25 protein-coding genes are annotated in these 26,454 nt (G+C 71.8%); 14 read left to right on the top strand and 11 right to left on the bottom strand.

Annotated features, from left to right (window positions below; all coding sequences use genetic code 11):
* The first annotated feature begins 225 nt into the window (after positions 1-225).
* The 5 genes from egtA (at position 226) to ACH4G3_RS15120 (ending at position 4,960) form a co-directional block, all read left to right on the top strand.
* Positions 226-1,539, top strand: a complete 1,314-nt coding sequence (gene egtA / locus ACH4G3_RS15140) for an ergothioneine biosynthesis glutamate--cysteine ligase EgtA (protein WP_397624871.1) — start codon at positions 226-228, stop codon at positions 1,537-1,539.
* A complete protein-coding gene (gene egtB / locus ACH4G3_RS15135) occupies positions 1,536-2,873 on the top strand; it encodes an ergothioneine biosynthesis protein EgtB (RefSeq protein WP_397624870.1) in 1,338 nt (445 codons plus the stop codon). The genes egtA and egtB overlap by 4 nt, the downstream gene beginning before the upstream one ends.
* Entirely contained in the window at positions 2,873-3,664 is a 792-nt protein-coding gene (gene egtC, locus ACH4G3_RS15130; RefSeq protein WP_397624869.1) for an ergothioneine biosynthesis protein EgtC, read from the top strand. The genes egtB and egtC overlap by 1 nt, the downstream gene beginning before the upstream one ends.
* Entirely contained in the window at positions 3,661-4,623 is a 963-nt protein-coding gene (egtD, locus tag ACH4G3_RS15125; protein WP_397624868.1) for an L-histidine N(alpha)-methyltransferase, read from the top strand. Before egtC ends, egtD begins: the two co-directional genes overlap by 4 nt.
* 121 nt (positions 4,624-4,744) lie before the next feature.
* The gene (locus ACH4G3_RS15120; RefSeq protein ID WP_397624867.1) at positions 4,745-4,960 is read left to right on the top strand and encodes a dodecin; all 216 of its coding nucleotides are present in this window, start codon (positions 4,745-4,747) and stop codon (positions 4,958-4,960) included.
* 24 nt (positions 4,961-4,984) lie between these two features.
* On the opposite strand, the gene ACH4G3_RS15115 is transcribed toward ACH4G3_RS15120, so the two are convergent.
* A complete protein-coding gene (locus tag ACH4G3_RS15115) occupies positions 4,985-5,230 on the bottom strand; it encodes a hypothetical protein (protein ID WP_397624866.1) in 246 nt (81 codons plus the stop codon).
* Positions 5,231-5,341: 111 nt separating this feature from the next.
* The gene (locus tag ACH4G3_RS15110; RefSeq protein WP_397624865.1) at positions 5,342-5,836 is read right to left on the bottom strand and encodes a phosphatase domain-containing protein; all 495 of its coding nucleotides are present in this window, start codon (positions 5,834-5,836) and stop codon (positions 5,342-5,344) included.
* A 706-nt stretch (positions 5,837-6,542) separates the two neighbouring features.
* On the opposite strand from ACH4G3_RS15110, the gene ACH4G3_RS15105 reads away from it, so the two are divergent.
* The 5 genes from ACH4G3_RS15105 (at position 6,543) to ACH4G3_RS15085 (ending at position 11,638) form a co-directional block, all read left to right on the top strand.
* Positions 6,543-7,751: a right-handed parallel beta-helix repeat-containing protein gene (locus ACH4G3_RS15105; protein ID WP_397624864.1), complete on the top strand. Its 1,209-nt coding sequence runs from the start codon at positions 6,543-6,545 to the stop codon at positions 7,749-7,751.
* Between the two features lie 378 nt (positions 7,752-8,129).
* Positions 8,130-8,579, top strand: a complete 450-nt coding sequence (locus ACH4G3_RS15100; protein ID WP_397624863.1) for a DUF485 domain-containing protein — start codon at positions 8,130-8,132, stop codon at positions 8,577-8,579.
* Entirely contained in the window at positions 8,573-10,168 is a 1,596-nt protein-coding gene (locus ACH4G3_RS15095) for a solute symporter family protein (protein WP_397624862.1), read from the top strand. Before ACH4G3_RS15100 ends, ACH4G3_RS15095 begins: the two co-directional genes overlap by 7 nt.
* 122 nt (positions 10,169-10,290) lie before the next feature.
* Complete coding sequence (gene rpmF / locus ACH4G3_RS15090; protein WP_010043581.1) at positions 10,291-10,461, top strand: 50S ribosomal protein L32; 171 nt, start codon at positions 10,291-10,293, stop codon at positions 10,459-10,461.
* Between the two features lie 4 nt (positions 10,462-10,465).
* Complete coding sequence (locus tag ACH4G3_RS15085) at positions 10,466-11,638, top strand: GTP-binding protein (protein WP_397624861.1); 1,173 nt, start codon at positions 10,466-10,468, stop codon at positions 11,636-11,638.
* Here the strand turns inward: ACH4G3_RS15085 and ACH4G3_RS15080 are convergent.
* Positions 11,581-12,312 (bottom strand): nucleotidyltransferase domain-containing protein, encoded by a 732-nt coding sequence (locus tag ACH4G3_RS15080; protein ID WP_397624860.1) that lies wholly within the window; start codon positions 12,310-12,312, stop codon positions 11,581-11,583. The two genes, ACH4G3_RS15085 and ACH4G3_RS15080, sit on opposite strands and share 58 nt — an antisense overlap.
* 144 nt (positions 12,313-12,456) lie before the next feature.
* On the opposite strand from ACH4G3_RS15080, the gene ACH4G3_RS15075 reads away from it, so the two are divergent.
* Together ACH4G3_RS15075 and ACH4G3_RS15070 are read left to right on the top strand one after the other, a co-directional pair.
* Positions 12,457-13,455 (top strand): LLM class flavin-dependent oxidoreductase, encoded by a 999-nt coding sequence (locus ACH4G3_RS15075; protein WP_397624859.1) that lies wholly within the window; start codon positions 12,457-12,459, stop codon positions 13,453-13,455.
* 11 nt (positions 13,456-13,466) lie between these two features.
* Positions 13,467-15,815: an ATP-binding cassette domain-containing protein gene (locus ACH4G3_RS15070; RefSeq protein WP_397624858.1), complete on the top strand. Its 2,349-nt coding sequence runs from the start codon at positions 13,467-13,469 to the stop codon at positions 15,813-15,815.
* Between the two features lie 14 nt (positions 15,816-15,829).
* Here the strand turns inward: ACH4G3_RS15070 and ACH4G3_RS15065 are convergent, their stop codons facing one another.
* The 5 genes from ACH4G3_RS15065 to ACH4G3_RS15045 form a co-directional block, all read right to left on the bottom strand.
* Entirely contained in the window at positions 15,830-16,645 is an 816-nt protein-coding gene (locus tag ACH4G3_RS15065; RefSeq protein ID WP_397624857.1) for a lysophospholipid acyltransferase family protein, read from the bottom strand.
* Positions 16,645-17,412, bottom strand: a complete 768-nt coding sequence (locus ACH4G3_RS15060; RefSeq protein ID WP_397624856.1) for a GNAT family N-acetyltransferase — start codon at positions 17,410-17,412, stop codon at positions 16,645-16,647. Before ACH4G3_RS15060 ends, ACH4G3_RS15065 begins: the two co-directional genes overlap by 1 nt.
* 208 nt (positions 17,413-17,620) lie before the next feature.
* Positions 17,621-18,370, bottom strand: coding sequence for a succinate dehydrogenase/fumarate reductase iron-sulfur subunit (locus tag ACH4G3_RS15055; protein ID WP_397624855.1), 750 nt, complete (start codon positions 18,368-18,370; stop codon positions 17,621-17,623).
* Entirely contained in the window at positions 18,367-20,313 is a 1,947-nt protein-coding gene (locus ACH4G3_RS15050; RefSeq protein ID WP_397624854.1) for a fumarate reductase/succinate dehydrogenase flavoprotein subunit, read from the bottom strand. Before ACH4G3_RS15050 ends, ACH4G3_RS15055 begins: the two co-directional genes overlap by 4 nt.
* A 1-nt stretch (position 20,314) precedes the next feature.
* Positions 20,315-20,983, bottom strand: a complete 669-nt coding sequence (locus ACH4G3_RS15045) for a succinate dehydrogenase (protein ID WP_397624853.1) — start codon at positions 20,981-20,983, stop codon at positions 20,315-20,317.
* Between the two features lie 119 nt (positions 20,984-21,102).
* On the opposite strand from ACH4G3_RS15045, the gene ACH4G3_RS15040 reads away from it, so the two are divergent.
* Positions 21,103-21,987 carry a LysR family transcriptional regulator gene (locus ACH4G3_RS15040; RefSeq protein ID WP_397624852.1) on the top strand — a complete coding sequence of 295 codons (885 nt, stop codon included), beginning with the start codon at positions 21,103-21,105 and terminating at the stop codon, positions 21,985-21,987.
* A 19-nt stretch (positions 21,988-22,006) separates the two neighbouring features.
* On the opposite strand, the gene ACH4G3_RS15035 is transcribed toward ACH4G3_RS15040, so the two are convergent.
* Positions 22,007-22,618 (bottom strand): peroxiredoxin-like family protein, encoded by a 612-nt coding sequence (locus tag ACH4G3_RS15035; protein WP_397624851.1) that lies wholly within the window; start codon positions 22,616-22,618, stop codon positions 22,007-22,009.
* A gap of 103 nt (positions 22,619-22,721) precedes the next feature.
* On the opposite strand from ACH4G3_RS15035, the gene ACH4G3_RS15030 reads away from it, so the two are divergent.
* A complete protein-coding gene (locus tag ACH4G3_RS15030) occupies positions 22,722-23,336 on the top strand; it encodes a TetR/AcrR family transcriptional regulator (RefSeq protein WP_397624850.1) in 615 nt (204 codons plus the stop codon).
* 31 nt (positions 23,337-23,367) lie between these two features.
* Here the strand turns inward: ACH4G3_RS15030 and ACH4G3_RS15025 are convergent, their stop codons facing one another.
* Together ACH4G3_RS15025 and ACH4G3_RS15020 are read right to left on the bottom strand one after the other, a co-directional pair.
* The gene (locus ACH4G3_RS15025) at positions 23,368-25,509 is read right to left on the bottom strand and encodes a putative bifunctional diguanylate cyclase/phosphodiesterase (protein WP_397624849.1); all 2,142 of its coding nucleotides are present in this window, start codon (positions 25,507-25,509) and stop codon (positions 23,368-23,370) included.
* Complete coding sequence (locus tag ACH4G3_RS15020; RefSeq protein ID WP_397624848.1) at positions 25,506-26,318, bottom strand: SAM-dependent methyltransferase; 813 nt, start codon at positions 26,316-26,318, stop codon at positions 25,506-25,508. Before ACH4G3_RS15020 ends, ACH4G3_RS15025 begins: the two co-directional genes overlap by 4 nt.
* Positions 26,319-26,454 lie beyond the last annotated feature (136 nt).

The following is a 26,454-nucleotide window of genomic DNA, read 5'->3' as shown; positions in this document are numbered from 1 at the left end:
TCGTGGGTGATGCCGACCGTGTGGTGCAACGGAGTTTTCGCCACCGGAGAACACCGGGGAAAGCGCCGGGAAACGCCCGGCCGGTCCGGATGACCGTGCCGGAACGCCCCGGTTCGCCCCCTTGTGCCGAGCGACACGAGGGACTTGGGTGGGACGAGTGATCCCGGCCCGGGCCGCCGAAGAGCCCGGACCGGTGGCATGGTGGAATCTCAGGAGGATCCCGACATGTCTGATGCGTCCACTGCCCCGGCGGGTGGCTGTACCGAGCCACACACCGCCCTGTCCGAAGCCGAGGTCGACGCTCTGGTGCGCGGCATCTGCTTCAAGACCGGCCCGCCGCGCCGCCTCGGCGTCGAGGTGGAATGGCTCGTCCACGAACTGCGCGCACCGCAGCTCCCCGTCACACCCGAACGACTCGACGCGGCCTACGCCGCACTGCGGCCCCTGCCCCTGAAATCGGCGCTCACCGTGGAGCCCGGCGGCCAGCTGGAGCTGAGCTCGCCCCCCGCCGCCTCGCTGACGGAAGTCATCGCCACCGTCTCCGCCGACCTCGACGCCGTCCGCGCGGTCCTGCGCGACAACGGCCTCACGCTGGTCGGCCTCGGCCACGATCCCTGGCACGCACCGCGCCGGTTCCTGCGCGAACCGCGCTACGACGCCATGGAGGCCTGCCTCGACCGCACCGGCCCCTCCGGCCGCGCCATGATGTGCACCTCGGCCTCCGTGCAGGTGTGCGTGGACGCCGGCCACGAGGAGCCCGGGCCCCTCGGCCATGTGCGGCGCTGGTGGCTGGCCCATCACCTGGGCGCGGTCCTGGTGGCCGTGTTCGCCAACTCCCCGCTCGCCGGTCACCGGCCGACCGGCTGGCTGTCCACCCGGCAGCTGATGTGGACCCGCATCGGCGCCGGCCGGGCGGGCGGCCCGCCCCTGGACGCCGACCCGCGCGGCGCCTGGGCCCGGCACGTGCTGGACTCCCCCGTGATGTGCGTACGGCGCGACGGCGGGCCCTGGGACGTCCCGGAGGGGCTCACCTTCCGCGAGTGGATCCGCACCGGCGTCCCCCGGCCGCCCACGCGGGAGGACCTCGACTACCACGTCACTACGCTGTTCCCGCCGGTCAGGCCGCGCGGCCACCTCGAACTGCGCATGATCGACGCGCAGCCGGGTGACGACGGCTGGATCGTGCCGCTGGCCGTGACGGCGGCGCTGTTCGACGACCCGGAGGCCGCCGAGACCGCCTACCGGGCCGTGAAGCCGCTGGCGGAGCGCACACTCGGGCTGCCCGCGCCGCACAACCCGCTGTGGGTCGACGCGGCCCGCAGCGGTCTGGCCGACGCCGAACTGCGCGAGGTGGCCGTCACGTGCTTCACGGCCGCGCTGGACGCCCTGCCCCGGCTCGGCGCCGCGCCCGAGGTCGTCGAGGCCGTCACGGCCTATCTGGACCGCTATGTCGTCCTGGGCCGGTGCCCCGCGGACGACCTGCTCGACCGACAGCGCGGCACGGACGGTCGCGCCCACGGGAAGGACCCGCGCCCATGACCGACACCAGCCCCGCCGTCGACACCGGCACCACCGACCCCGAGGTCCTGCGCGAGCGCGCGGTCGCCTCGCTGGTCGTCGCCCGCGACCGCACCACCCTGCTGACGAGCTGTGTCGAGGACCCCGACCTGACCGCGCAGCACTCGCCGCTGATGTCGCCGCTCGTGTGGGACCTGGCGCACATCGGCAACCAGGAGGAGCAGTGGCTGCTGCGGGCCGTCGCCGGGCACGAGGCGATACGGCCCGAGATCGACGGCCTCTACGACGCGTTCGAGCATCCGCGGGCCGAGCGGCCGAAGCTGCCCCTGCTGTCGCCCGCCGAGGCACGCACGTACGCGGCCGATGTGCGCGGCCGCGCCCTGGACGTGCTGGAGAAGGCCGCGTTCCACGGGACACGGCTGACCGAGGCCGGGTTCGCCTTCGGGATGATCGCGCAGCACGAACAGCAGCACGACGAGACCATGCTGATCACCCATCAGCTGCGCCGGGGCCCGCAGGCGCTGACAGCGCCCGACCCGGAGCCGGTGCCGCTGTACACCGGCCCGTCCGAAGTCCTCGTCCCGGGCGGCCCGTTCACGATGGGCACCTCCGACGAGCCGTGGGCCCTGGACAACGAACGGCCCGCGCACCGGCGCGAGGTGGCGCCCTTCCGGATCGACACCACGCCGGTGACGAACGGCGCGTACCAGGCGTTCATCGAGGACGGCGGCTACGACGACCCGCGCTGGTGGACGGCGGACGGCTGGGCCCACATCCGCCGGAACTCCCTCACGGCCCCGCTGTTCTGGCGGCGGGACGGCAGGCAATGGCTGCGGCGGCGCTTCGGCGTCACCGAGGTCGTCCCGCCGGACGAGCCGGTGCTGCACGTGTGCTGGTACGAGGCCGACGCCTACGCCCGCTGGGCGGGACGCCGGCTGCCCACGGAGGCCGAGTGGGAGAAGGCGGCCCGGTACGACCCGGCCGGCGACCGCTCCATGCGCTACCCGTGGGGCGACGCCGACCCGGGGCCCGAGCACGCCAACCTCGGTCAGCGGCATCTGCGTCCGGCGCCCGCCGGGAGCTACCCGGCCGGCGAGTCGCCGCTCGGCGTACGGCAGTTGATCGGCGACGTGTGGGAGTGGACGGCGAGCGACTTCCTGCCGTATCCGGGGTTCAGGGCGTTCCCGTACAAGGAGTACTCGGAGGTCTTCTTCGGGTCCGACTACAAGGTGCTGCGCGGCGGTTCGTTCGCCGTGGACGCGGTGGCCTGCCGGGGCACGTTCCGCAACTGGGACCACCCGATCCGGCGGCAGATCTTCTCCGGGTTCCGCACGGCCCGCTCGGAGGACGTCTGATGTGCCGTCATGTGGCGTACGTGGGACCGGCGGAGCCGCTCGGGGGCCTCCTCGTGGAGCCCCCGCACGGCCTGTACCGGCAGTCATGGGCGCCCCGGCGACAGCGGTACGGGACGGTCAACGCCGACGGTTTCGGCGTGGGCTGGTACGCCGAGGGCGACCCGGTGCCGGCCCGCTACCGCCGGGCGGGGCCGGTCTGGGCGGACCTGTCGTTCGCCGATCTCGCCCGGGTCGTACGGTCCACCGCACTGCTCGCCGCGGTGCGGGACGCGACCCTGTCGGGCGCTGACGCGGAGGCCGCGGCGGCGCCGTTCGCCGCGGGGACCTGGCTGTTCAGCCACAACGGGGCGGTCAAGGGCTGGCCCGGCTCGCTCGCACCGGTGTCCCGCACCCTGCCGCCGGAGGACCTGCTGTCGCTGGAGGCCCGCAACGACTCGGCGCTCGTGTGGGCCCTGGTCCTGGCCCGGCTCAGGAGCGGCGACGAGCAGGGCCAGGCGCTGGCCGACACGGTCCTGGAGGTCGCCGCCGCCGCGCCCGGTTCCCGGCTCAACCTCCTGCTCACCGACGGCGACACCATCACCGCGACCGCCTGGGGCGACACCCTCTGGTATCTCGACCGGCCCGGCGGCGGCACCGTCGTGGCCTCGGAGCCCTACGACGACGATCCGCACTGGCAGGAGGTGCCCGACCGCACGCTGCTCGCGGCGAGCCGCACGGACGTGCTGCTCACGCCGCTGAAGGAGCCGGCCGACGCCTTCGTGCCCGCATCACCCAAGGAGCCCCGTACGTGAGCCCGTTCCACCTCACCCGCACGCTGCCCGACGACGCCACGGACGCCGCGCTGCGCGCCGACGTCCACCGGGGTCTGACCGGTCGTCCCAAGACGCTGCCGCCTAAGTGGTTCTACGACGCGCACGGCAGCGACCTGTTCGAGAAGATCACCGAACTGCCCGAGTACTACCCCACCCGCGCCGAACGGGAGATCCTCGTGGCGCGCTCCGGCGACATCGCCGCGGCGACCAGGGCCCGCACCCTGGTCGAGCTCGGCTCCGGCTCGTCGGAGAAGACGCGGCATCTGCTGGACGCCCTGACGGACCTGCACACCTACGTCCCCGTCGACGTCAGCGAGAGCGCCCTCACCCAGGCCGGGCAGGCGCTCGCCGCCGAGCGGCCGGGACTCGACGTGCACGCGCTCATCGCCGACTTCACCGCGGAGCTGACGCTGCCGGAGACGCCGGGGCCGCGGCTGGTGGCGTTCCTCGGCGGCACGATCGGAAACCTGCTGCCCGTCGAGCGCGCCGCGTTCCTGGCGTCCGTGCGGGGCCTGCTCGCCCCGGGCGACGCGCTGCTGCTGGGCACGGACCTGGTCAAGGACGAACAGGTGCTGGTCCGGGCGTACGACGACGCGGCCGGGGTGACGGCCGCGTTCAACAAGAACGTGCTCACCGTGATCAACCGCGAGCTCGGCGCCGACTTCGAGCCGGCCGCGTTCGACCATGTGGCGCTGTGGGACGCCGAGCACGAGTGGATCGAGATGCGACTGCGCTCCCGTAGCGCGCAGACCGTGAAGGTGCCCGCGCTCGACCTCGCCGTGGACTTCGCGGCGGGTGAGGAACTGCGCACCGAGGTGTCGGCGAAGTTCCGGCAGGAGGGAGTGCGTGGCGAACTGTCCGCGGCGGGGCTGGACCTGGCCCACTGGTGGACGGACGGCGCGGGCCGGTTCGCGCTGTCGCTGAGCGTGGTGCGCTGACACCTGCGGCATCCCTGTGCCCCTGGACGGCGGCGGAGCGGAGACGACGTCTCGCGCTTCGCCGCCGCGTGGGGCACGGTGGAGTGACGTGTGACACCCGTCACTGAAGAGGAGCAGCGGCATGTCGAACCACACCTACCGGGTCACGGAGATCGTCGGCACCTCCCCCGACGGCGTCGACCAGGCCATCCGCAACGGCATCGACCGGGCTTCCCGGACGCTGCGCAACCTGGACTGGTTCGAGGTGACGCAGGTGCGCGGGCAGCTCGAGGCCGGGCAGATCGCGCACTGGCAGGTGGGGCTGAAGGTCGGGTTCCGGCTGGAGGAGTCCGAGTAGTCCGCCGCCCTGCTTCCGTCCGGCTCAGCCCGGCAGGGGTGCCGAGGTGGAGCGGCCCGGCTGCCTGCCCTCCGGCGGGTAGTCGCAGTCGATGCTGCTCACCTCCCGGTCGCCGTCCTCGGAGTCGACGATCGCCACACCCGTGCAGGCCCGGCCGTGTTCGTCCGTCCAGGTGACGATCTCGCTCCGGTCGGGCTTCGCGCAGCCGCTGAGCAGTACGACGCCGACGAGCGCGACTGCCGCGAGCGCGCCCCTACGACTTCCCTTCATGGCATCCCCCGTATGTCCGTTGTCCGCTGTCCGCGCACGAGTGCGCAGGTACGTCCTGGTTCCCGGCAAGGAGATGCCCGGCGGAGGTAAACACTCCGCCAACGCGTGCTCTCAGGTGCGTCCTTCCCGCTCCTGCGCCACCTTCAGCTCGGCGGACCTGGCCGCCCAGTCGGCCCGTACGACGGTGAAGCCCGCCCGCCGGGCGTCCTCGCAGACCATTTCGTCGTCGTCCACGAGCACGCGGATCTCGCGTGTGCGGGCGAGCCGCCGCAGGATCTCCAGCTTCGTGAACCGGGCGGGCCTGCGGTCGGCGTCGCGCCGCATGTACACCCGCCCCTGGGGCAGTCCCTGCGCGGCGAGCCAGTCGAGCGTGTCGCGCCGGCAACGCTCGGGCCGCCCGGTGAGGTAGACGATCTCGCACTCCCGCGCGCTCTCCTTGACCAGCGCGATGCCCTCCGGGAGGGGCGGGTCCTGGGGCGCCGCCGAGAAGAACCCGTCCCAGTCCCGCGGCCTGCGCTCCAGGAACCGCTGCCGGTGCGCGGTGTCGGCGAGGGTGTTGTCCAGGTCGAACACGGCCAGCGGGGCCACACGGCGATCGTCACTCACGCCGCCCACCCTAGGCCGTCCGGCGGTCCCCGTCGCCCTCCCCGGGCAGGCCGACCGCGCGAGTGCCGGGGGCGGTCGGCGACGGCTCCCCGGCCCGAGCCCGGACAGGCGCGAACGCCGAACCGCGCCCGGAGCCGGCACGTCCCCCGGCCCGCGCCGGCAGTACTCACCGATGTCCGCCCCGGTCCGGGGGAACGGGGCTGCGCCCGCGGCCGACCTGCACCCGGGCGGCGGGCCGGCTGCCCGGCTCGCGTCCGCGGGGAACCCCGGGCCGTACCGGAGCCATCCCCCGCCCGCACTGCGGCCCGCAGCCCGCAGCCCGCCAGAACGGAACCCCGCGCACGGCCGGGACGGACACACCAGCGACGAGCCCACTGCCCGGCTCCCCGTCCACGGCCGCGAGACCGAACCCGGAGCTCGTCCCCCGCCCCGCGCCCAACCCCCCGTCCGTGGACACGGGGCTTGCCCACGGCCCGACCGAGAACCGAGCAACGAACCCGCTGCCCAGGCCCCAATCCACGAGAGCGCGAGACCGCCACCAGAGCCCCGTCCCCATACCGCCCCGGCCCAGTCCGCAGGCACAGGGCCGGGGAACGGAGCCCGTCCATAGCCCCGCCCACCGGGCCGCGTCTCGGACCCCGGCAACCTTCACCCCCTTGGCGGTCACTGCTCTGCGACACCCACGCAGGTACAGGCAGGAGGCCGTATGCGTAACGCAGCGATCTGGTCCATGGCGATGGCGGGGGCCGCGGTGGCCATGGCGGTGGGCGGGCCGGCAGGGTCGGCAGCCGCAGCGGGGACGACCCTGGTCGTGGCCGCCGACGGGGACGACTCCGGTCCCGGTACGCTCGAACGGCCGCTGAGGACCATTCAGCGGGCGGTGGACCTGGCGAGGCCCGGTGACACCGTCAGCGTGCGGGGCGGGACGTACGCCCTCACCGACAACATCACCATCGCGGGCTCGGGGACCGCGTCCCAGCCGATCGCCCTCTCGCCCCACCAGGGCGAGCGCGTGGTCATCGACGGGGAGAGGCTGCCCGCCAGCCACACGCCGGTCGGCGGCAGCATCCCGCGTGCCGAGCGCGGGGCGATCCACATGGAGGCGTCGCACTGGCGGATCTCGGGCCTGGAGATCGTGGGCGGCCCGTACGGCCTGTACTGCGACGGTTGCAACAGCAATGTCTTCGCGCGCCTGAGCACGCACGACAACTACGAGTCCGGCTTCCAGCTCCAGGGCGCCTCCAGCAACAACCAGATCCTGAACCTGGACAGTTACGGCAACCGCGACCCCCGCAAGAACGGCGAGAGCGCCGACGGCCTGGCCGTCAAGGAGGGCAGCGGTTCGGGCAACGTGGTGCGCGGCGCCCGGCTGTGGAACAACGTGGACGACGGCTTCGACGCCTGGAAGTTCACCTCACCGATCACGATCGAGAACACGGTGGCGTACGGCAACGGCTTCAACCGCTGGAACTTCCCCGACTTCGCGGGTGACGGGAACGGCTTCAAACTCGGCGGTGGCAGCCCGGCCCCGGCCGTGTCCCACACGGTCCGGGGCAGTGTCGCGTTCAGGAACGCCAAGCACGGGTTCACCGACAACGGCAACCCGGGCTCCCTCGCCCTGAGCCGCAACTCGACGCACGCCAACGCCGGTACGGGCTTCGACGCCGACGTCTCGGGCGGGACCGCCAGACTCACGGGCAACCTCTCCGTCGCGGACCAGCGCCCGGCGGCCGTCGGGTCCGGAACCGTCGCCAGCGGGAATTCCTGGAACATCGGCGGGATTTGGGACGCCGCTTCGGTCCTGAGCACCGACCCGGCTCCGCTCACCGGCCCCCGGGCGGCGGACGGCTCCATGCCGAAGGCGCCGGCGTTCCTCGTCCCCCGGTCCGGCACCGCCGTCGGCGCCCGCTTCTGACGGAGAAATGGTCCGTACTATTCCCGGACGGCCTTCCGATCAAGGCGGCGCAGTATCGCCAACGTTCAACTGTGGCGTGAACGAGCCATGAACAGCCATCAATTGGCCCTCACAGTTGATGGCTCAAGCGTCGCACTGACATACTCCGCATTCAGCCTCGCCACCACCCGTGGGCGGGGCTGATCGGGGATCTCCACACAGAACCCCGAGGCCGCCCGCGTGAATCCGGACAGCGAGTTTTTCGGTTTCACGAGACCCCCACAGAGCCCGCACCCCCACAGTGCGCCCGGCGTCCCTCCACCCTGCTCGAAAGCCGGACGAGACCACTGACTCGAAGGGGTCGAGTGCGGGGCACGATGCAGCGAAGAAGGTGCGCCTGTGCCCGAATTTCCACCGCGACGGGATGACACTCCCACATTCCCACTACCGCACATCGAACATACTCCGCCGTCTCGCATATCCGATCATCCCGAATTTCACTCTCTGCGTCGCGCGCAGCGCCGGTTCGGCACCCGGGCGACGATCCTGTCCGTCGGCGGATTCCTGCTGTATGTGCTGTTGTCGAGTTTCGTGCCCGCGGTGATGAACCAGCCGCTGTTCGGCCACCTCACGATCGGACTCGCCCTCGGCCTCGGCCAGTTCGTCATCATCGGCGTGACCGCGTGGTGCTACGTCCGGCACATGCGCACCCGGGTCGATCCGCTCGCCCGCGGCCTGAGGTCCCGGCGCCACGAGAACGAGACCCGCCGCGCCCGCTCGGCGGCGGCTCCGCCCCAAGGGTCCGGGCAGCCCCTCCAGCACGGCACGAGGGGGTTCCGCACATGGTGACGCTCGCCGCCATCGACGACAGCAGCCTCCAGCTGACGTTCGTCCTGTTCCTGACCGTAGTCGTGATCACCCTGTTCACGGCACTGCTGACGGCGCCCCAGCGCGACGAGATCAGCGAGTTCTACCTCGGCAACCGCGCCATGTCGCCGTTGCGCAACGGCCTCGCCATGTGCGGCGACTACCTGTCCGCCGCCACCCTGCTGGGCAGCACCGGACTGGTCGCCCTGACCGGGTACGACGGACTGATGTACCTCGGCGGCACCACCGTCGCCTGGATGATGGTGCTGCTGCTCATCGCCGAACCCTTGCACCGTACGGGCAAGTTCACCCTGGGCGACACGGTGGCGCTGCGGCTGCCCCGGCAGCAGCGGCCGGTGCGGGTCGCGCTGGCCGTCTGCATCCTGGCCATCGCGACCCTCTACCTGGTGGCGCAACTCGTGGGCAGCGTCACCCTGTTGACCCAGTTCACCGGCGTCCCGAGCGGCACCACCCGTACCCTGTGCGTGGTCGTGATCGGCACCTTCGTGATCCTCTACGCCTCCCTCGGGGGCATGCCGGGAGCGACGGTCATCCAGATCATCAAGGCCGTGATGCTGATCGTGGGCGTGCTGTTCACCGCGGGCTGGGTGCTGTACCACTTCGACTGGAACCCGAACGCGCTGCTCGAGAGGGCGGCCGAGCGCAGCGGAACCGGTCTGACCTTCCTCGAACCCGGGCTGCGCTACGGCGGCACGGTCAGCAACAAGCTGGACTTCCTCAGCCTCGAACTGGCCATCGTGCTCGGCCTCGCCGCCCTTCCGCACGTGCTGATGCGCCTGCTCGCCCCGCGCACCAGCGGCGTGCTGCGTTCCTCCGTCCTGTGGGCCATCGGCCTGGTCGGCGCGGTCTGCTTCGGGGCCGGCATCCTCGGCCTCGGCGCCACCGCGCTCCTCGGCAGGGACGCCATCGAGAGCACGGACCGCACCGGCAACGCCTCCGTCCTGCTGCTCGCGCACGAGCTGGGCGGCAGTGTCCTCACCGCGCTGCTGACCTGCCTGGCGTATCTGACCCTGCTCGCCGTGGCGGTGGGCCTCACCCTGGCCGCGGCCTCGTCCCTCGCGCACGACCTGTACAGCGAGGTGATCCGCAAGGGCCGCGCGAGCGAGACGGAGGAGCTGACCGTCGCCCGGCTGTCCGGCGCCGTCATCGGCATCCTCGGCATCCTGCTCGCACTGGTCGCCTGGGGGGCGAACACCGCGACGCTCGCGTTCCTCGCCTTCGCCATCGCGGCGTCCGCGATTCTGCCGACGATCATCTACACCCTCTTCTGGCGGCGCTTCACGGCGAAGGGAGCACTGCTCAGCCTCTACGGCGGTCTGGCCAGCTCGGTCCTGCTCGCCGCGTTCTCCCCCGTCGTCTCCTCCGCCCCGGCCTCGTTCTACCCCGAGGTCGACTTCGCCTGGTTCCCGCTCCAGAACCCCGGCATCGTCTCCATCCCCCTGGGCTTCCTGCTGGGCTGGCTCGGCACGGTGCTGGACAAGGGCCCGGCCGAGGACAGCACCGCACACGAGGAGTTCGAGGTGCGGATGCTCGTGGGCGCCGACGACTGACACACCGGACCCGCACATCGGCCTCCGGGCACCGGGCACCATCGCGCACCGGGGACGTGAATTGTTAATGGGATCCATTTTCATGTAGCGTCCTCGGTGCCTGCCCACCGAGGAGGAGTCCCATGGCTGTCCCGAAGCGGAAGATGTCCCGCAGCAACACCCGTCACCGCCGCGCCCAGTGGAAGGCCGCCACGCCGACGCTGGTCCCGGTCACCGTCGACGGCGTCCGTCACCTCGTACCGCAGAACCTGGTCAAGGCCTACGAGCGCGGGCTGCTGCGCCCCGAGGGCTGACACCGTGTCCTACGAACGGCTGCCCGTCACCGTGCTCTCCGGATTCCTCGGGGCGGGCAAGACCACCCTGCTCAACCATGTCCTGACCAATCGCGAGGGGCTGCGCGTCGCCGTCATCGTCAACGACATGAGCGAGGTCAACATCGACGCGGCCCTGGTGCGCGGCGGCGAGGCCGCCCTGTCGCGGACCGAGGAACGCCTGGTCGAGATGACCAACGGCTGCATCTGCTGCACGCTCCGCGACGACCTGCTGGAAGAGGTGGACCGGCTGGCCCGCGAGGGCCGGTTCGACCATCTCCTCATCGAGTCGTCCGGGATCTCCGAGCCGATGCCCGTCGCGGCCACCTTCGCCTTCGCCCGCGACGACGGCGCCACCCTCGACGACGTGGCACTGCTGGACACCATGGTCACGGTCGTCGACGCGGCCAACTTCCTCGCCGAGCTGGAGAGCGGCGACGACCTCGTCGAGCGGGGTCTCGCCCCCTACGAGGACGACGAGCGCACGGTCAGCGATCTCCTCGTCGACCAGGTCGAGTTCGCCGACGTCCTGGTCCTCAACAAGCTCGACCTGGTCGACGAGGAGACGGCGACCCGGCTGCGGGCGGCCCTGACCCGGCTGAACCCACTCGCCCGGCTGGTCCCGGCGACGCACGGCCGGGTGGACCTCCCCCAAGTGCTCGGCACCCGGCTGTTCGACCTGGAACGCGCCCAGCAGGCGCCGGGCTGGGTCCGGGAACTCAACGGCGACCACGTGCCCGAGACCGAGGAGTACGGCATCTCCTCCACCGTCTTCCGCTCCGAACTGCCCTTCCACCCGGGGCGGTTGTGGACGTTCGTCACGGAGGAACTGGATGCCGGCACGTACGGGCGGGTCCTGCGCTCCAAGGGCTTCTTCACCCTGGCGAGCCGCCCGCGGGTGACGGGCCTGTGGTCACAGGCCGGCTCCGTCGCCCGCTTCGAGCCCTCCGCGGCGCGGGACGGGGACACCCCGTTCGCGCAGGAGCTGGTGTTCATCGGCACGGGGCTGGACGCTCGGGCTCTGCACTCCGCCCTGACAGGCTGCCTGATGGCACCCGGCGAGCCATTGCCGGCGGACGACCCGTTCCCCGCCTGGGACACCTACGGCATCGACGAGACCTGCGAGCACGAGCACGACGTAGCGGTCCCGGCTGTGTAGAAGAGGCCGCGAACCCGGCGCAGCCACGCCTCGACGGCCGCCTCGTCGGGCCGCTCGGGCAGCACGGTGGGCGTCTCGTCGAAGGCGGCCTCGTAGTGCCTGAGCAGGGGCAACGCGGCCGCCGGGTCGGCGGCCACGCGCTCGCCGAAGGCGTGGTACTCCTCGGGGTCCTCGACGCGGATCTCCAGTCGGCCGGTGGTGTACAGCGACAGGCCCTGGTGGCACAGCCGCTTCAGGTGCCGGGCGTGCTTCGCGGTGCGCTTCCGGGTGTCCGCCGAGAACGAGCCGTCCCCGCGGTTCTCGAGTCGGCGGAACTGCTGGGTGGCGTAGCCGAGATAGGCGTCCCGGACGCGCTTCGCGCACAGGAACGACGTGCGTATGCCGATCAGTTCGTCGCCCAGCGGGGTGCGCACCTCGTACAGCTCGTCCGGGAGCCACACCAGTTCCATGGCGGTCGGATTGCCGCCGAGGGCGAGTCGGCACCACTTGGCGGCCTCGTGCAGGGTGCGGTCCGGTGCCGTGGTGACGTGGGACTCCTTCGGCGTGTGGAGCCCGTGCAGAGCCTCGGTGGGCGCGGCGAACATGCCGAGGCGGTCGATGTCCGAGCCCTGACGGGCCAGGCCGTACGCGGTCGAGCCGACGATGCCGGACAGCAGGATGTTCGCGACGGCCATGGCCGGTCCCCCTCTTCACGCGCTGTACCCGGCGGCGCCGGGCCGTGCCGCTCCATTGTCCTGACGTGCGGGGATGCGGTCACCGGGTTTTCGGCGGGGCGGCACCTGCGGGAATGCCACGATCCGTCACGCGTTGAACCCGGTGTGAGTTCCTCGATCGCCACCACCCGCTTCTCCGTCCTCGACCGCTCCCGCACCCGTGAGGGGCACTCGCATCCCGAGGCGCTGCGTGACACCGTGCGGCTGGCCGGGGAGCTGGAGGGGCTCGGGTTCCACCGGCTGTGGGTCTCGGAGCATCACGGCGTTCCCGGGGTCGCCGGTTCCGCGCCGACCGTGCTGGCGGCCGCCGTCGCCGCCGCGACGCGGACGATCCGGGTCGGCACCGGCGGGGTGATGCTGCCCAACCACCGGCCGCTGGTCGTGGCCGAGCAGTTCGGGGTGCTGGAGTCGCTGTTCCCCGGCCGGATCGACATGGGTCTGGGGCGGTCCGTCGGCTTCACGGACGGGGTGCGCAGGGCCCTGGGCCGTGACAAGGAGGACGCCGAGGACTTCGAGGCCCAGCTGCGGGAGCTGCTCGGCTGGTTCCGGGGCACCTCCCCGACCGGTGTGCACGCCCGTCCCGCCGAGGGACTGACCGTGCCGCCGTTCGTCCTGGCCATGGGCGAGGGCGCCGGCATCGCGGCCCGCCTCGGCCTGCCCATGGTGATCGGCGACCTGCGGAACCGGGACAAAATGCGGCGCGGCATCGATCACTACCGCGATGCTTTCCGCCCCTCGGCCTGGGCGAGCGAGCCCTACGTCGTCATCTCCGGCACGATCGCCGTGGCCGCCACACCCGAGGAGGCCCGGCGGCTGCTGATCCCCGAGGCCTGGTCCATGGCGTACTCCCGCACGCACGGCACCTTCCCTCCCCTGCCGCCCGCCGAGCGCGTCGAGGCGCTCACCATGACCGGCAAGGAACGCGGCTTCTACGAGTCGGGCCTCACCGGGCACATCGCCGGCACCGAGGAGCAGGTCGCGCACGAGCTGGAGACGGTACTGAAGGAGACGGGGGCGCAGGAGGTCCTGGTCACCACCAGCACCTACGACCGCGAGGCGCTGCTGGACTCCTACCGGCGGCTGGCCGCGATCGCCTCCGGTTAGAGTCGTTGCCCATGCACGACCCTCACGGCCCCCACGACCCGTACGTCCGTGTCCGCGGCGCCCGCGAGCACAACCTCAAGGGCGTCGACGTCGACATTCCGCGGGACGTGCTGGCCGTGTTCACCGGCGTGTCCGGCTCGGGCAAGTCGTCGCTGGCGTTCGGCACGATCTACGCGGAGGCGCAGCGGCGTTACTTCGAGTCGGTCGCCCCGTACGCGCGCCGGCTGATCCACCAGGTCGGCGCGCCGAAGGTCGGGGAGATCACCGGTCTGCCGCCGGCCGTCTCGCTCCAGCAGCGCCGCTCGGCACCCACCTCACGCTCCTCGGTCGGCACCGTCACCAACCTCTCGAACTCGCTGCGCATGCTGTTCTCCCGGGCCGGCACCTACCCGCCCGGCGCCGGGCGCCTCGACTCCGACGCCTTCTCGCCCAACACGGCGGCCGGGGCCTGCCCGGAGTGCCACGGGCTCGGCCGGGTGCACCGTACGAGCGAGGAGCTGCTGGTCCCCGACCCGTCGCTGTCGATCCGCGAGGGCGCGATCGCCGCGTGGCCGGGCGCCTGGCAGGGCAAGAATTTGCGGGACGTCCTCGACGCGCTCGGGTACGACGTGGACCGGCCGTGGCAGGAGCTGCCCGCCGGCGAGCGTGTGTGGATCCTGTTCACGGACGAGCAGCCGGTGGTCACCGTGCACCCGGTGCGGGACGCGGACCGTATCCAGCGGCCGTACCAGGGCACGTACATGAGCGCCCGGCGGTACGTGCTGAAGACCTTCTCGGACTCCAAGAGCCCGACCCTGCGGGCGAAGGCCGAGCGGTTCCTCACGAGCACGCCCTGCCCGGCGTGCGGTGGCAGCCGGCTGCGGCCCGAGGCACTGGCGGTGACGTTCGGCGGCCGGACCATCGCCGAGCTGGCGGCGCTGCCGCTGGTGGAGCTGGCCGCCGCGCTCCACGCGACGTCCCAGACGGCCCGGGTCCTCACCGACGATCTCACCTCGCGGATCGCGCCGGTCCTCGAACTCGGCCTCGGCTACCTCAGCCTGGACCGGCCCACCCCCACCCTCTCCGCTGGCGAGCTGCAACGCCTGCGCCTGGCCACCCAGCTGCGCTCCGGCCTGTTCGGTGTCGTCTACGTCCTCGACGAGCCGTCGGCCGGGCTGCACCCGGCGGACACCGAGGCGCTGCTCGTGGTGCTGGAGCGGCTGAAGGCGGCCGGGAACTCGGTGTTCGTGGTGGAGCACCACCTGGATGTCGTACGCGGTGCCGACTGGCTGGTGGAGGTGGGTCCGGGCGCGGGCGAGCACGGCGGGCGGGTGCTGCACAGCGGCCCGGTCGCCGGGCTTGCGGCCGTCGAGGAGTCGGCGACGGCTCGCTACCTGTTCGACCGCTCCCCCGTCCCGGCGCGCGGGGTCCGCGAACCGAGCGGATGGCTGAAGACCGGGCCGGTCACCCGGCACAACCTGCGCGGTGTGTCCCCCGAGTTCCCGCTCAGCGCGTTCACCGCGGTCACCGGGGTGTCCGGCTCCGGCAAGTCGACGCTCATCGGGGAGATCACGCAGGACACGCCCGGGGTGGGGCGGCTGGTCTCGGTGGATCAGAAGCCGATCGGACGCACGCCGCGTTCGAACCTCGCGACGTACACCGGCCTCTTCGACGTCGTACGCAAGGTGTTCGCGGCGACCGACGGGGCGCTCGAGCGGGGCTTCGGTGTCGGCCGGTTCTCCTTCAACGTGGCCGGCGGGCGCTGCGAGACCTGCCAGGGCGAGGGGTTCGTCAGCGTGGAACTGCTGTTCCTGCCGAGCACGTACGCGCCCTGCCCGGACTGCGGCGGGGCCCGGTACAACCCGGGGACACTGGAGGTGACGTACCGGGGGCGGAACATCGCGCAGGTGCTGGATCTGACGGTGGAGAGCGCGGCGGAGTTCTTCTCCGACACCCCGGCCGTGGCCCGCAGCCTCGGCACCCTGCTCGACGTGGGCCTGGGTTACCTCCGCCTCGGTCAGCCCGCGACCGAGCTCTCCGGCGGTGAGGCCCAGCGCATCAAGCTGGCGAGCGAACTCCAGCGCGGCCGGCGCGGGCACACCCTCTACCTCCTCGACGAGCCCACGACCGGCCTGCATCCGGCCGATGTGGACGTCCTGATGCGCCAGTTGCACGGCCTGGTCGACGCCGGGCACACCGTGATCGTCGTCGAGCACGACATGTCCGTCGTCGCGGGCGCGGACTGGGTCGTCGATCTCGGCCCGGGCGGCGGCGACGCGGGCGGCCGGATCGTGGCGGCGGGACCGCCGGCGGAGGTGGCACGCTCGGCGGAGAGCCGGACGGCGCCGTATCTGGCAGGCGTACTGTCCGGCTCCCGCTGAAGCGTCCGGGGCCGCTACGCCACCAGCACCGTGTGCGTCCACGCCGGTGCCGCCGTCTCCTGGGGTTGGGCGGCATGGGCCAGGGCGCGGCGGTCGGAGTGGGTGCCCGGGGCGATGGGGGCGCGGATCTCGACCTCCGCGACCAGGCCGCGGGCCGTCGCCACCCGCCACAGGGAGGCGAGCAGGGTGTCGTCGCCGACGAACGCGGGGGCGGTGGTGGCGGTTCCTCCGGTGAGCCGGTAGCCGATCCGGACCGGCTGGACCGGCACCCCGGCGTCCAGGGCGGCCTGGAAGACGGCCCGGCGGAAGGTGCCCTGGGCCCGGCCGCACCAGGTGCTGCCCTCGGGGAAGGCCGCGACGGCGGCGCCCGCGCGCAGGGCCCGGGCGATACGGGCGACGGTGTCCGGGAGGGCCCGCAGCCGGTCCCGTTCGATGAACAGGGTGCCGCCGCGGGCTGCCAGCGGCCCGGCGACGGGCCACCGCCGTACCTCGGTCTTGGCCAGCATCCGCGCGGGGCGTACGGCGGTGAGCAGCGGGATGTCCAGCCAGGAGACGTGGTTGGCGACCAGCAGCAGTCCGCCGGTGGGGGCGGCGGCGCCGGTGATGCGGACCCGGACCCCGGCGGCCCGCACGATCCACCGGCACCACCGCCGGATCAGGGATGCCGGTATCCGGGCACCCAACGGCGACAGCGCGATCCCCGCGAGCAGCAGCAGGACGACCCCGGTGAGCCGCAGCACGGCGCGCGGCACGGCCCTCGCCGGCACCCCCGCCGGCGCCTCCACACAGGCCTGCGGCGTACAGGGCGCGGTGGGCAGCCAGGCACTCATCAGGCGGGGACGAGGGACAGGAAGTGCCGCAGGTAGCGCGGGTTGACCCGGCTCATCGGCAGCAGTACGTACAGGTCGGCGACACCGAAGTCCGGGTCGTGGGCCGGTTCGCCGCACACCCAGGCGCCCAGGCGCAGGTAGCCGCGCAGCAGGGCGGGCAGTTCGACGCGGGCGGTGGGCGCGGGGCCCGGGACCCACGGCAGCAGCGGCTGGACGCGGTACTCCTGCGGCGACAGGTGCTTGGCGCTCACCCGGTCCCAGGTGGCCGAGGCGAGGGTGCCGCCGTCGGCGAGCGGGACGGAGCAGCAGCCGGCGAGCCACTCGTGGCCCCGGTCGACCATGTAGCGGGCGATCCCGGCCCAGATGAGGCTGATGACCGCGCCGTCGCGGTGGTCGGGGTGCACGCAGGAGCGGCCGACCTCGACGAGCTCGGGCCGGATCCCGGCGAGGGAGCTCAGGTCGAACTCGCTCTCGGAGTACAGCCGCCCGGCGACCGCCGCGCGCTCCGGCGGCAGCAGCCGGTAGGTGCCGACGACCTGGCCGGTGGTCTCCTCGCGGACGAGCAGGTGGTCGCAGTACGCGTCGAACGGGTCGACGTCCAGCCCCGGTTGCGAGCCGGCCAGCAGGGCGCCCAGCTCTCCGGCGAAGACGTCGTGCCGCAGCCGCTGCGCGGCACGCACGTCCTCCTCGGTCCGGGCGAGGGCGACGGTGTAGCGGGTGGGGGCCGTGGGCTGCGCGGGGCGGTCGACGGTCAGTACGCCGGTCATGGCTCTCTCCTGGTCACGGGCCGGGGGCGGCGAGCGGTGCCGCCGTCACTGTTGTGCCCATGCCGCCTGACCTTCGCGTGACGAGTGCCGGGAGCGCGGATGCCGGGATGTTGAATGCCTGGCGCCCGGAAAGGCGAGACGGGGCCGGTGAGCACCAACCGGCCCCGCCCGTCCGCACCAGACGGCGAACGCTTCTACCTGCCCGGACCTACCGCTTGCTCACCTTCCGGGTGGCCCGCAGCCATTCTTTGTTCATGCCGGTGATGGACATGAGCGGAATGCCCTTGGGGCAGGCCGTGGCGCACTCTCCCGTGAGGGTGCACCCGCCGAAGCCCTCCTCGTCCATCTGCGCCACCATGTCCAGCACCCGCGTCTCGCGCTCGGGCGCCCCCTGCGGCAGCACGTTCAGGTGGTTGATCTTGGCGGACGTGAACAGCATCGCCGCCCCGTTCGGGCAGGCCGCGACACACGCACCGCACCCGATGCACTCGGCGTGTTCGAAGGCGAAGTCGGCGTCCGGCTTGGGTACCGGCGTGGCATGTGCTTCGGGAGCCGCACCGGTCGGCGCGGTGATGTACCCGCCGGCCTGGATGATCCGGTCGAACGCCGAACGGTCGACGACCAGGTCCTTGATCACCGGGAAGGCGGACGCCCGCCACGGCTCGATGTCGATCGTGTCGCCGTCCTTGAACGACCTCATGTGCAGCTGGCACGTGGTCGTCCGCTCGGGCCCGTGCGCATCGCCGTTGATGACGAGCGAGCACGCACCGCAGATGCCCTCGCGGCAGTCGTGGTCGAAGGCGACCGGGTCCTCGCCCTTGAGGATGAGTTCCTCGTTGAGGGTGTCGAGCATCTCCAGGAAGGACATGTCGGAGGAGATGCCGTCCACCTCGTACGTGGACATGGCGCCTTCGGCGTCGGCGTTCTGCTGCCGCCAGACGCGCAGGGTGAGCTTCATGCGTAGCTCCGCTGAGTGGGGTGGACGTACTCGAAGACCAGGTCTTCCTTGTGCAGGGTCGGAGCCTCGCCGGTGCCGGTGAACTCCCAGGCGGCCGCGTACGCGAACTCGTCGTCCTTGCGGTCGGCCTCGCCGTCGGGTGTCTGGGACTCCTCGCGGAAGTGGCCGCCGCAGGACTCGCTGCGGTGCAGCGCGTCGAGACACATCAGCTCGGCCAGCTCCAGGTAGTCGACGACGCGGTTGGCCTTCTCCAGCGACTGGTTGAACTCCTCGCCGGTGCCGGGCACCTTGATGCGCCGCCAGAACTCCTCACGGATCTGCGGGATGCGCTCCAGCGCCTTGCGCAGCCCGGAGTCGGTGCGGGCCATGCCGCAGAACTCCCACATGAGCTCGCCGACCTCGCGGTGGAAGGAGTCGGGCGTGCGGTCGCCGTCGACGGACAGCAGCAGGTTGAGCCGGTCCTCGGTCTCGGCCAGCACCTCCTGGACGACCGGGTGGCCGGCGTCGACCCGGTCCCCCAGCTGGTTGCGGGCGAGGTAGTCGTTGATGGTCGCCGGGAGCACGAAGTAGCCGTCGGCCAGTCCCTGCATCAGCGCGGAGGCGCCGAGCCGGTTGGCCCCGTGGTCGGAGAAGTTGGCCTCGCCGATCGCGAACAGGCCGGGGATGGTGGTCTGCAGGTCGTAGTCGACCCACAGTCCGCCCATCGTGTAGTGCACGGCGGGGTAGATCCGCATGGGCACCCGGTACGGATCCTCGTCGGTGATCCGCTGGTACATGTCGAAGAGGTTGCCGTACTTGGCCTCGACGGCCTTACGGCCCATGCGCTCGATGGCGTCGGCGAAGTCGAGGTACACGCCCTGCCCGCCGGGGCCGACGCCCCGGCCCTCGTCGCAGACGTTCTTCGCGGCCCGGGAGGCGATGTCACGCGGCACCAGGTTGCCGAAGGACGGGTAGATGCGCTCCAGGTAGTAGTCGCGCTCGTCCTCGGGGATCTCGTTCGGCGGGCGGTCGTCGCCCTTGGCCTTCGGCACCCAGATGCGGCCGTCGTTGCGCAGCGACTCGCTCATCAGCGTCAGCTTGGACTGGTGCTCGCCGGTGCGCGGGATGCAGGTGGGGTGGATCTGGGTGAAGCAGGGGTTGGCGAACCAGGCGCCGCGCCGGTGCGCCCGCCAGATGGCCGTCGCGTTGGAGTTCATGGCGTTCGTCGACAGGTAGAAGACGTTGCCGTAGCCGCCGCTGGCGAGTACGACGGCGTCAGCGAAGTACGTGTCGATCCTGCCGGTGATGAGGTCCCGGGCCACGATCCCGCGCGCCCGCCCGTCGACGACGATCAGGTCGAGCATCTCGGTGCGCGGGTGCATCTCGATGTTCCCCGCGGCGATCTGCCGGCTGAGGGCCTGGTAGGCGCCGAGCAGCAGTTGCTGTCCCGTCTGGCCGCGGGCGTAGAAGGTCCGCGACACCTGGACGCCGCCGAAGGAACGGGTGTCGAGCAGGCCGCCGTACTCGCGGGCGAAGGGCACGCCCTGGGCCACGCACTGGTCGATGATCTCGACGGAGATCTGCGCGAGCCGGTGGACGTTGGACTCGCGGGCCCGGAAGTCGCCGCCCTTGACGGTGTCGTAGAACAGCCGGTGAACGGAGTCGCCGTCGTTGCGGTAGTTCTTCGCGGCGTTGATGCCGCCCTGCGCGGCGATGGAGTGGGCACGGCGCGGGGAGTCCTGGTAGCAGAACTGGACGACGTGGTAGCCCTGTTCGGCGAGGGTGGCCCCGGCGGAGCCGCCGGCCAGGCCGGTGCCGACGACGATGACGGTGTGCTTGCGCCGGTTGGCGGGGTTGACCAGCTTGGCCTCGAAGCGGCGCTTGTCCCAGCGTTCGTTGATGGGGCCCTTCGGCGCCTTGGTGTCGGTGACCGGTTCACCGGTCGCGTAGTCGGTGTAGGTCATGTCAGCTCACCACTCCGGTCATGACGCCCACGGGTACGGCGATGAACCCCGCCGTGAGCAGCAGCGCGAGGACGTTTGCGACGGTCTTCAGGGCGCGGTCGCGGGTGCGGCTGCCGGCGCCGAGGGTCTGGGCGGCGCTCCAGAAGCCGTGCCTGACGTGCAGGCCGAGCGCGAGCATCGCGACGATGTAGATGACGTTGCCGTACCAGGTGGAGAAGGTGTCCACGACGTTCTGGTACGGATGGCCGGGCCGGAAACCGGGGTGCACGGTGCCGGTCGTGAGGTCCAGGATGTGCCAGACGATGAACAGCCCGAGGATGATCCCGCCCCACCGCATGGTGCGCGTCGCGTAGCTCGCGCGCGGCCTCTTGTGCACGTACTTGCTGGGCCGCGCCCTGATGTCGCGGCGGCTGAGCTGGTACGCGGACACGGCGTGGGCCACGACGGCGGCCACCAGCACGATCCGGACCAGCCACAGCGTCCACTCGTAGTGCATGAACGGCTCACCGACGGTGCGCAGCCAGTGGGCGTAGTGGTCGAACTCGCCGGCCCCGAAGAAGATCTTCAGGTTCCCGATCATGTGGACGACCAGGTACAGCAGCATGATCAGCCCGCTGACCGCCATCACGGTCTTCTTGCCGAGGGTGGAGTCCCACACGGTGCGTGCCATGGACGGCCGTCGGTCCGTCCGCGTTGCCAGAGCCATGGCACAGCACGCTACGGACGCGGAGCCGATCGGTCCAAGACATGGTCCAGCTTGATTCCATAGCCTGGGGCTATCGTACGAGGATGCAGTTCCAGCAGCTCCAGTACTTCGTGGCCGTCGCCGAGACCCGGCACTTCACCCGGGCCGCCGATCAGGTCCATGTCGCGCAGCCGTCGCTGTCGCAGCAGATCAAGGCGCTGGAGCGGGAGTTGGGTGCGGACCTGTTCCTGCGGGCCCGGGGCAACATCACGCTCACGGACGCCGGGGAGGCCCTGCTCCCCCTGGCCCGGCGCATCCTGGCGGACGCGGACACGGCCCGGCACGAGGTGCTGGAGCTGGTGCAGCTGCGCCGGGGACGGGTGCGGCTCGGCGCCACGCCCAGCCTGTGCACGGGCCTGCTGCCGGACGTGCTGCGCGCCTTCCACGACCGCTACCCGGGCATCCGGCTGCTGATCGAGGAGGGCGGTTCGCACGACCTGGTGCGGGAGCTGGCACGCGGCGCGCTGGATCTCGCCCTGGTGGTGCTGCCGCTGCCGACGCCGTCCCCGGCGCTGACCACGGTGGAGCTGCTGCGTGAGGACCTGGTCGTGGTGTCCTCCCCTGACGCGCCGAGACCCGGCCGGGGCCGGCGCACCGTACGCGTCGCCGATCTGGAGGGCGAGCGCCTGGTGATGTTCCGGCACGGCTACGACCTGCGCGAACTGACCGTGGCGGCGTGCCGCGCGGAGGGGTTCGAGCCGGACTTCGCGGTGGAGGGCGGGGAGATGGACGCGGTGCTGGGGTTCGTGCGGGCGGGACTGGGGGTGGCCGTCGTGCCCAGGATGGTGGCCGCGCGCTCCGGCCGCGGACTGAGGGTGACGCCCCTGGACCGTCCCGGTCTGCACCGGACCATCGCCCTGGCACACCGCAGCGATGTGGCTCCGCCGCGCGCGGCCCGGGAGCTGCAGCGGATGCTGCTGGAGCGGTGAGGCGCCCGCCGGTCTCGGCCTACGGCTGCGGCTGCCGCGCCGGAGGGTGGCCGACGGCCGGCCGGTGGGAGGACGCCAGGTGCAGCAGCTCGTCGACCGGCCACTGGTCGTAGACGTGCTCGCCGTACTTGGCGGCGAGGACCCGGCCCTCGGGACCGATGAGGAAGTCGGCGGGCAGGCCGAGCCTGCCGCCGGGCTGGCTGGTCGCGGGGAGCCGTTCGCGGCCACGGAGGACTTCCCACCCACCGCGCAGCACCGCCCCGGCGACCGGTCCCCAGGCGCGCGGGCTGAGCAGGGCACGGGGAGCCGACTCGACGCCGAACTCGACGTACAGCCGCTTGCCGGGGTCGGCGACGACCGCGAAGGGCAGGTCGGCGGTGTACCGGCGCAGCTCCTCGGCAGGTGAGTGGAAGACCACGACCTCACGGATGCCGGCGGCCTCGATCTCCGCGTGCCTGCGGACCACCGACCGCAGGTGCAGATGGCACACCGGGCAGCCGGCGAACCGACGGAACTGGAGGTGGACCAGGCGCTCGGGATCGGGGACGGCGACGGGGTCGCCGGAGATGGTGGCCAGGTGCCGTCGGGTGACGGTGGAGCCGGACTCCACCGGCCGCGTGGGCCTGCGCATGTGCATGAGTGCCCCTTCGTAGGTGTACGGCGTACTCCTACGGAGTGTAGGCGTATGCCGTACACCTAACAAGGTTGGCGTATGGCCTACGCTGAACTTCGTCATGCCACGCCCCCGCTCACTCAGCCATGCCCGGCTGGCCTCGGCCGCCCTCGCCGTGATCGACCGCGACGGGCTCACCGGGCTGTCCATGCGCTCGGTCGCGAAGGAACTCGGGATGAGCACCATGGCGCTCTACCGCTACGTGGACGACAGGGAGGAGCTGGAACGACTCGTCGTCGACCTCGTGCTCGGCACCGTGGACACCGAGCCGCCAGGCCCCGAGGCGTCCTGGCAGGAGCGCATCGAGGTGCTGGTGCGCCGGCTGCGCGACGCCGTGGCCGCCCATCCTGAGATCGTGCCCCTGACCGTCGCCCACCGGCACCGGTCCCTTGCCGGGCTGCGCTGGTCGGAGTCCGTGCTCGGCGTGCTCACGGAGGCGGGATTCGACGGCGACCAGCGGGTGGTCGCGCTGCGGGGCCTGCTCGGGTACGTCATCGGCGCCATTCAGCTGGAGCACCTCGGGCCCCTGGCCGGCGAGGGCACGGTCGCCATCGCCGAGCTGCCGCCCGACGCCTTTCCGCACATGACCGAGACCGCCCGCGACGCCCGGAAGGTCAGTGCCGACCGGGAGTTCCTGGGCGGTCTCGCGCTGCTGCTGCGCGGGCTGGGCACCTGACCCGGCACCTCGCAGCGGTCCACCGGTGGCGTCAGCCCGCCGCGTCGACCAACGCCAGTTCGTGCAGCCGCTCCGGGGGGCCCGGGCGGGCGTAGTACCAGCCTTGTGCCGTATCGCACCCCAGGATCCGCAACTGCTCGGCCTGCGCACCCGTCTCGACGCCCTCGACCGTCACCGCGAGGTCCAGGCTGTGGGCCAGTGAGACGATCCCCTCGACGATCTTCAGGTCGACGGGGTCGGCCGGGAACTGCTGCATGCTCTGGGTGAAGGAGCGGTCCAGTTTCAGGATGCTGACCGGCAGGCGGCGCAGGTTGGCGAGGTTGGAGTAACCGGTGCCGAAGTCGTCCAGGGCGATGTCGACGCCCATCTCCGCCAGCCGGCGCAACGGCTTCAGCAGATCGTCGTCCGCGCCGATCAGCGCCGACTCCGTGACCTCCAGGCACAACGCGTCGGGCTGGACACCCGTACGCTCCAGAATGTCCACCGTGTCCTGCACCAGCCCGGGATGCGTCAGCTGGCACGGCGACAGATTCACGTTGATCCGCAGCGGCCCCGCCGCCACGCCCCCGTGCAGCTCCCGCCACTCGCGGGCCTGACGGACCGACTGTTCCAGCACCCACCGGCCCAGCGGCACGATCAGCCCGGTGTGTTCGGCGAGCGGGATGAACCGGTCCGGCCCGAGCACCCCGTGCTGCGGATGCAGCCAGCGCACCAGGGCCTCCGCACCGCGCACACTGCCGTCGCCGAGATGGACCAGCGGCTGGTACTCGATGAAGAACTCGCCCCGCTCCAGGGCCGTCGGCAGCGCCGTGGTCAGCCCGTGCCGGGTGATGGCACGGGCGTCCGCCTCCGGGTCGGCGAGTTCGAAGCGATTGCCGCCCGCCGACTTGGCCCGGTACATGGTGATGTCGGCGCTGCGCAGTACCTCCGCGGGGCTGCGCTCGCCGGCCGGGCCCTCGACGATGCCGATGCTGCCGCGCACGGTCAGCTCCCGGCCGTCGACGCTGATCGGCGCCAGCAGCGCGTTCATGATGCGGGCGGCGAGCTCGTCGACCTCGCGCTGGGTGTCGGGGCCCGTGGTCAGTGCCACGAACTCGTCGCCGCCGAGCCGGGCCACCATCTCGCCCGGCGCGGTGGCGCAGGACTGGAGCCGGTCGGCGACCTCCACCAGCAGCCGGTCGCCGGCCGCGTGGCCGAGGCTGTCGTTGATGGTCTTGAAGCCGTCGAGGTCGAGGTAGCACAGGCCGAACCGCTGGTCCTTCCCGGCGCCCAGTGCCTTCTCCAGGCGCTCGAAGAAGAAGGTGCGGTTCGGCAGCCCGGTCAGCGCGTCGTGCGTGGCCTCGTAGCGCAGCCTCAGGTTGAGCAGCCGTCGCTCGGTGGTGTCCTCCATGAGCGCGAGCTGGTACTGCGGCCTGCCGTCGGCGTCCCGCAGCAGGGAGACCGTCAGGTTGGTCCACAGGACCGTTCCGTCAGGGCGGTAGAACGCCTTCTCCACGTGGTAGTGCTCACGCTCGCCGCGCACGAGTTCGTCGTAGAGCCGCCAGGTCTGCGGCGCGTCGTCGGGGTGGGTCCACTCCCTGACGTTGCGGGTGCGCATCGTCTGCTCGGAGACCCCGAACATGCGCAGCAGCGCGCCGTTGACCTGAAGGATGTTGCCGTCGAGATCGGCCATGCCGATGCCTATGGCGGCGCCCTCGAAGACCGCGCGGAAGCGGGCCTCGGTGGCGTGCAGGGCCTGCGCGACCACGCCCTGCGCCCGCAGGGCGGCCTGGGCGATGGCCTCCTGCTCGGCCAGGGTCCGTTCGCGCAGCGCCTGCGCGAAACCGGCGGCCATCGCGTGCTGGAGGCGTGCGGAGCGCGCCCGCAGGTCCTCCTGGTCGCCGTCGCCGCCGCAGTACAGGACGAGGTAGGCGTCCACGCAGTCGAGCGTGCGGCTGAGCGCCTCCGGGTCGGTGCAGTGCGCGTCCACGAGGGCTGCGCCCACCGCCCTGCCCGCGTCGGCGTCGAAGGCCCGGGCCAGCAGCGCCTCGCTCAACCGCCGGGCCAGCGGGAGCAGTTGCTCCTCGAACTCCAGCCGGGTCGACGACGTCGAGGTCACCGGGAAGACGGCCCGGCTCCAGATCGTCGCGAACCGGCGCAGTCTGTCCTCCGGCCCGTCCGGTTCCGCGATCACGCCTTACGCCCCACGCCCGCGAAACCTGAGAACGCGTAAGGGTCCTCGTCCTCCGGTGCGGTGTCGGGCCGCCAGCGCGGCATCGCCACCAGTCCGGGTTCCACCATGTCGTACCCCTCGAAGAACCGCGCGATCTCCTCGCGCGAACGCATGATCAGCGGGTTGCGGATGTCCTCGTACACGTCCACCGCACCTCCGGCCCTCTCCGGCGGCAGCGGGATCCCCTCGTAGGAGGCATGGGTGAGCACGAGCATGCTTCCGGGCGCGAGCGCCTCGCCCAGCTCGGCCACCGCCCCGTACGGATCGTCCTCGTCTTCCACGAAGTGCAGTATGGCAACGAGGAGCAATGCCACTGGCCGGTTCAGGTCGATCAGCCGCTCCACCTCGGGGCTGCGCAGGATCTCCTGGGGCTTGCGGAGGTCCGCGGCCACGACGTCCGCGTCGTCGTTGCCCTCGAGGACCGCCTGGCTGTGCGCCACGGCCACCGGGTCGTGGTCGACGTACACCACGCGTGCGCCGGGGCGGGCGGCCTGGGCCACCTCGTGCACATTGCCGAAGGTGGGTATGCCGGAGCCGATGTCCAGGAACTGGCTGATGCCCTGGTCGGCCGCGTGGCGCACGGCGCGTCGCATGAACGCCCGGTTCGCCTGCATGATCTTGGGGAGTCCCGGCATGAACTCCATGGCCCTGCGGGCCGCTTCCCGGTCGACCTCGAAGTTGTGCGATCCGCCCAGGTAGTAGTCGTACATCCGCGAGACGCTGGGCACCGAGATGTCGATGCTCCGTGGGGCCCAGGCGGGACGCTCCATCTATCTCTCCAAGGCGTAGGCGATCCGGTGTTCGAGCAGAGGCTACTGATCGCCCGCCAATGGAGCGACCCGAAACGGAAATTGACCATCCGTTCCCGGTCACTGCCTGCGGCACGTGCCGAATTGATACCCCTGA

The organism is Streptomyces afghaniensis, assembly GCF_044327915.1.
GTDB lineage: Bacteria > Actinomycetota > Actinomycetes > Streptomycetales > Streptomycetaceae > Streptomyces > Streptomyces afghaniensis.
This window is presented reverse-complemented; position numbering and strand designations above follow the sequence as displayed.

Coding starts and splice junctions, on each gene's coding strand:
- egtA (WP_397624871.1), top strand. CDS start 226: ATGTCTGATGCGTCCACTGCCCCGGCGGGTGGCTGTACCGAGCCACAC.
- egtB (WP_397624870.1), top strand. CDS start 1,536: ATGACCGACACCAGCCCCGCCGTCGACACCGGCACCACCGACCCCGAG.
- egtC (WP_397624869.1), top strand. CDS start 2,873: ATGTGCCGTCATGTGGCGTACGTGGGACCGGCGGAGCCGCTCGGGGGC.
- ACH4G3_RS15120 (WP_397624867.1), top strand. CDS start 4,745: ATGTCGAACCACACCTACCGGGTCACGGAGATCGTCGGCACCTCCCCC.
- ACH4G3_RS15115 (WP_397624866.1), bottom strand. CDS start 5,230: ATGAAGGGAAGTCGTAGGGGCGCGCTCGCGGCAGTCGCGCTCGTCGGC.
- ACH4G3_RS15105 (WP_397624864.1), top strand. CDS start 6,543: ATGCGTAACGCAGCGATCTGGTCCATGGCGATGGCGGGGGCCGCGGTG.
- ACH4G3_RS15095 (WP_397624862.1), top strand. CDS start 8,573: ATGGTGACGCTCGCCGCCATCGACGACAGCAGCCTCCAGCTGACGTTC.
- rpmF (WP_010043581.1), top strand. CDS start 10,291: ATGGCTGTCCCGAAGCGGAAGATGTCCCGCAGCAACACCCGTCACCGC.
- ACH4G3_RS15080 (WP_397624860.1), bottom strand. CDS start 12,312: ATGGCCGTCGCGAACATCCTGCTGTCCGGCATCGTCGGCTCGACCGCG.
- ACH4G3_RS15070 (WP_397624858.1), top strand. CDS start 13,467: ATGCACGACCCTCACGGCCCCCACGACCCGTACGTCCGTGTCCGCGGC.
- ACH4G3_RS15065 (WP_397624857.1), bottom strand. CDS start 16,645: ATGAGTGCCTGGCTGCCCACCGCGCCCTGTACGCCGCAGGCCTGTGTG.
- ACH4G3_RS15060 (WP_397624856.1), bottom strand. CDS start 17,412: ATGACCGGCGTACTGACCGTCGACCGCCCCGCGCAGCCCACGGCCCCC.
- ACH4G3_RS15055 (WP_397624855.1), bottom strand. CDS start 18,370: ATGAAGCTCACCCTGCGCGTCTGGCGGCAGCAGAACGCCGACGCCGAA.
- ACH4G3_RS15050 (WP_397624854.1), bottom strand. CDS start 20,313: ATGACCTACACCGACTACGCGACCGGTGAACCGGTCACCGACACCAAG.
- ACH4G3_RS15045 (WP_397624853.1), bottom strand. CDS start 20,983: ATGGCACGCACCGTGTGGGACTCCACCCTCGGCAAGAAGACCGTGATG.
- ACH4G3_RS15040 (WP_397624852.1), top strand. CDS start 21,103: ATGCAGTTCCAGCAGCTCCAGTACTTCGTGGCCGTCGCCGAGACCCGG.
- ACH4G3_RS15035 (WP_397624851.1), bottom strand. CDS start 22,618: ATGCGCAGGCCCACGCGGCCGGTGGAGTCCGGCTCCACCGTCACCCGA.
- ACH4G3_RS15030 (WP_397624850.1), top strand. CDS start 22,722: ATGCCACGCCCCCGCTCACTCAGCCATGCCCGGCTGGCCTCGGCCGCC.
- ACH4G3_RS15020 (WP_397624848.1), bottom strand. CDS start 26,318: ATGGAGCGTCCCGCCTGGGCCCCACGGAGCATCGACATCTCGGTGCCC.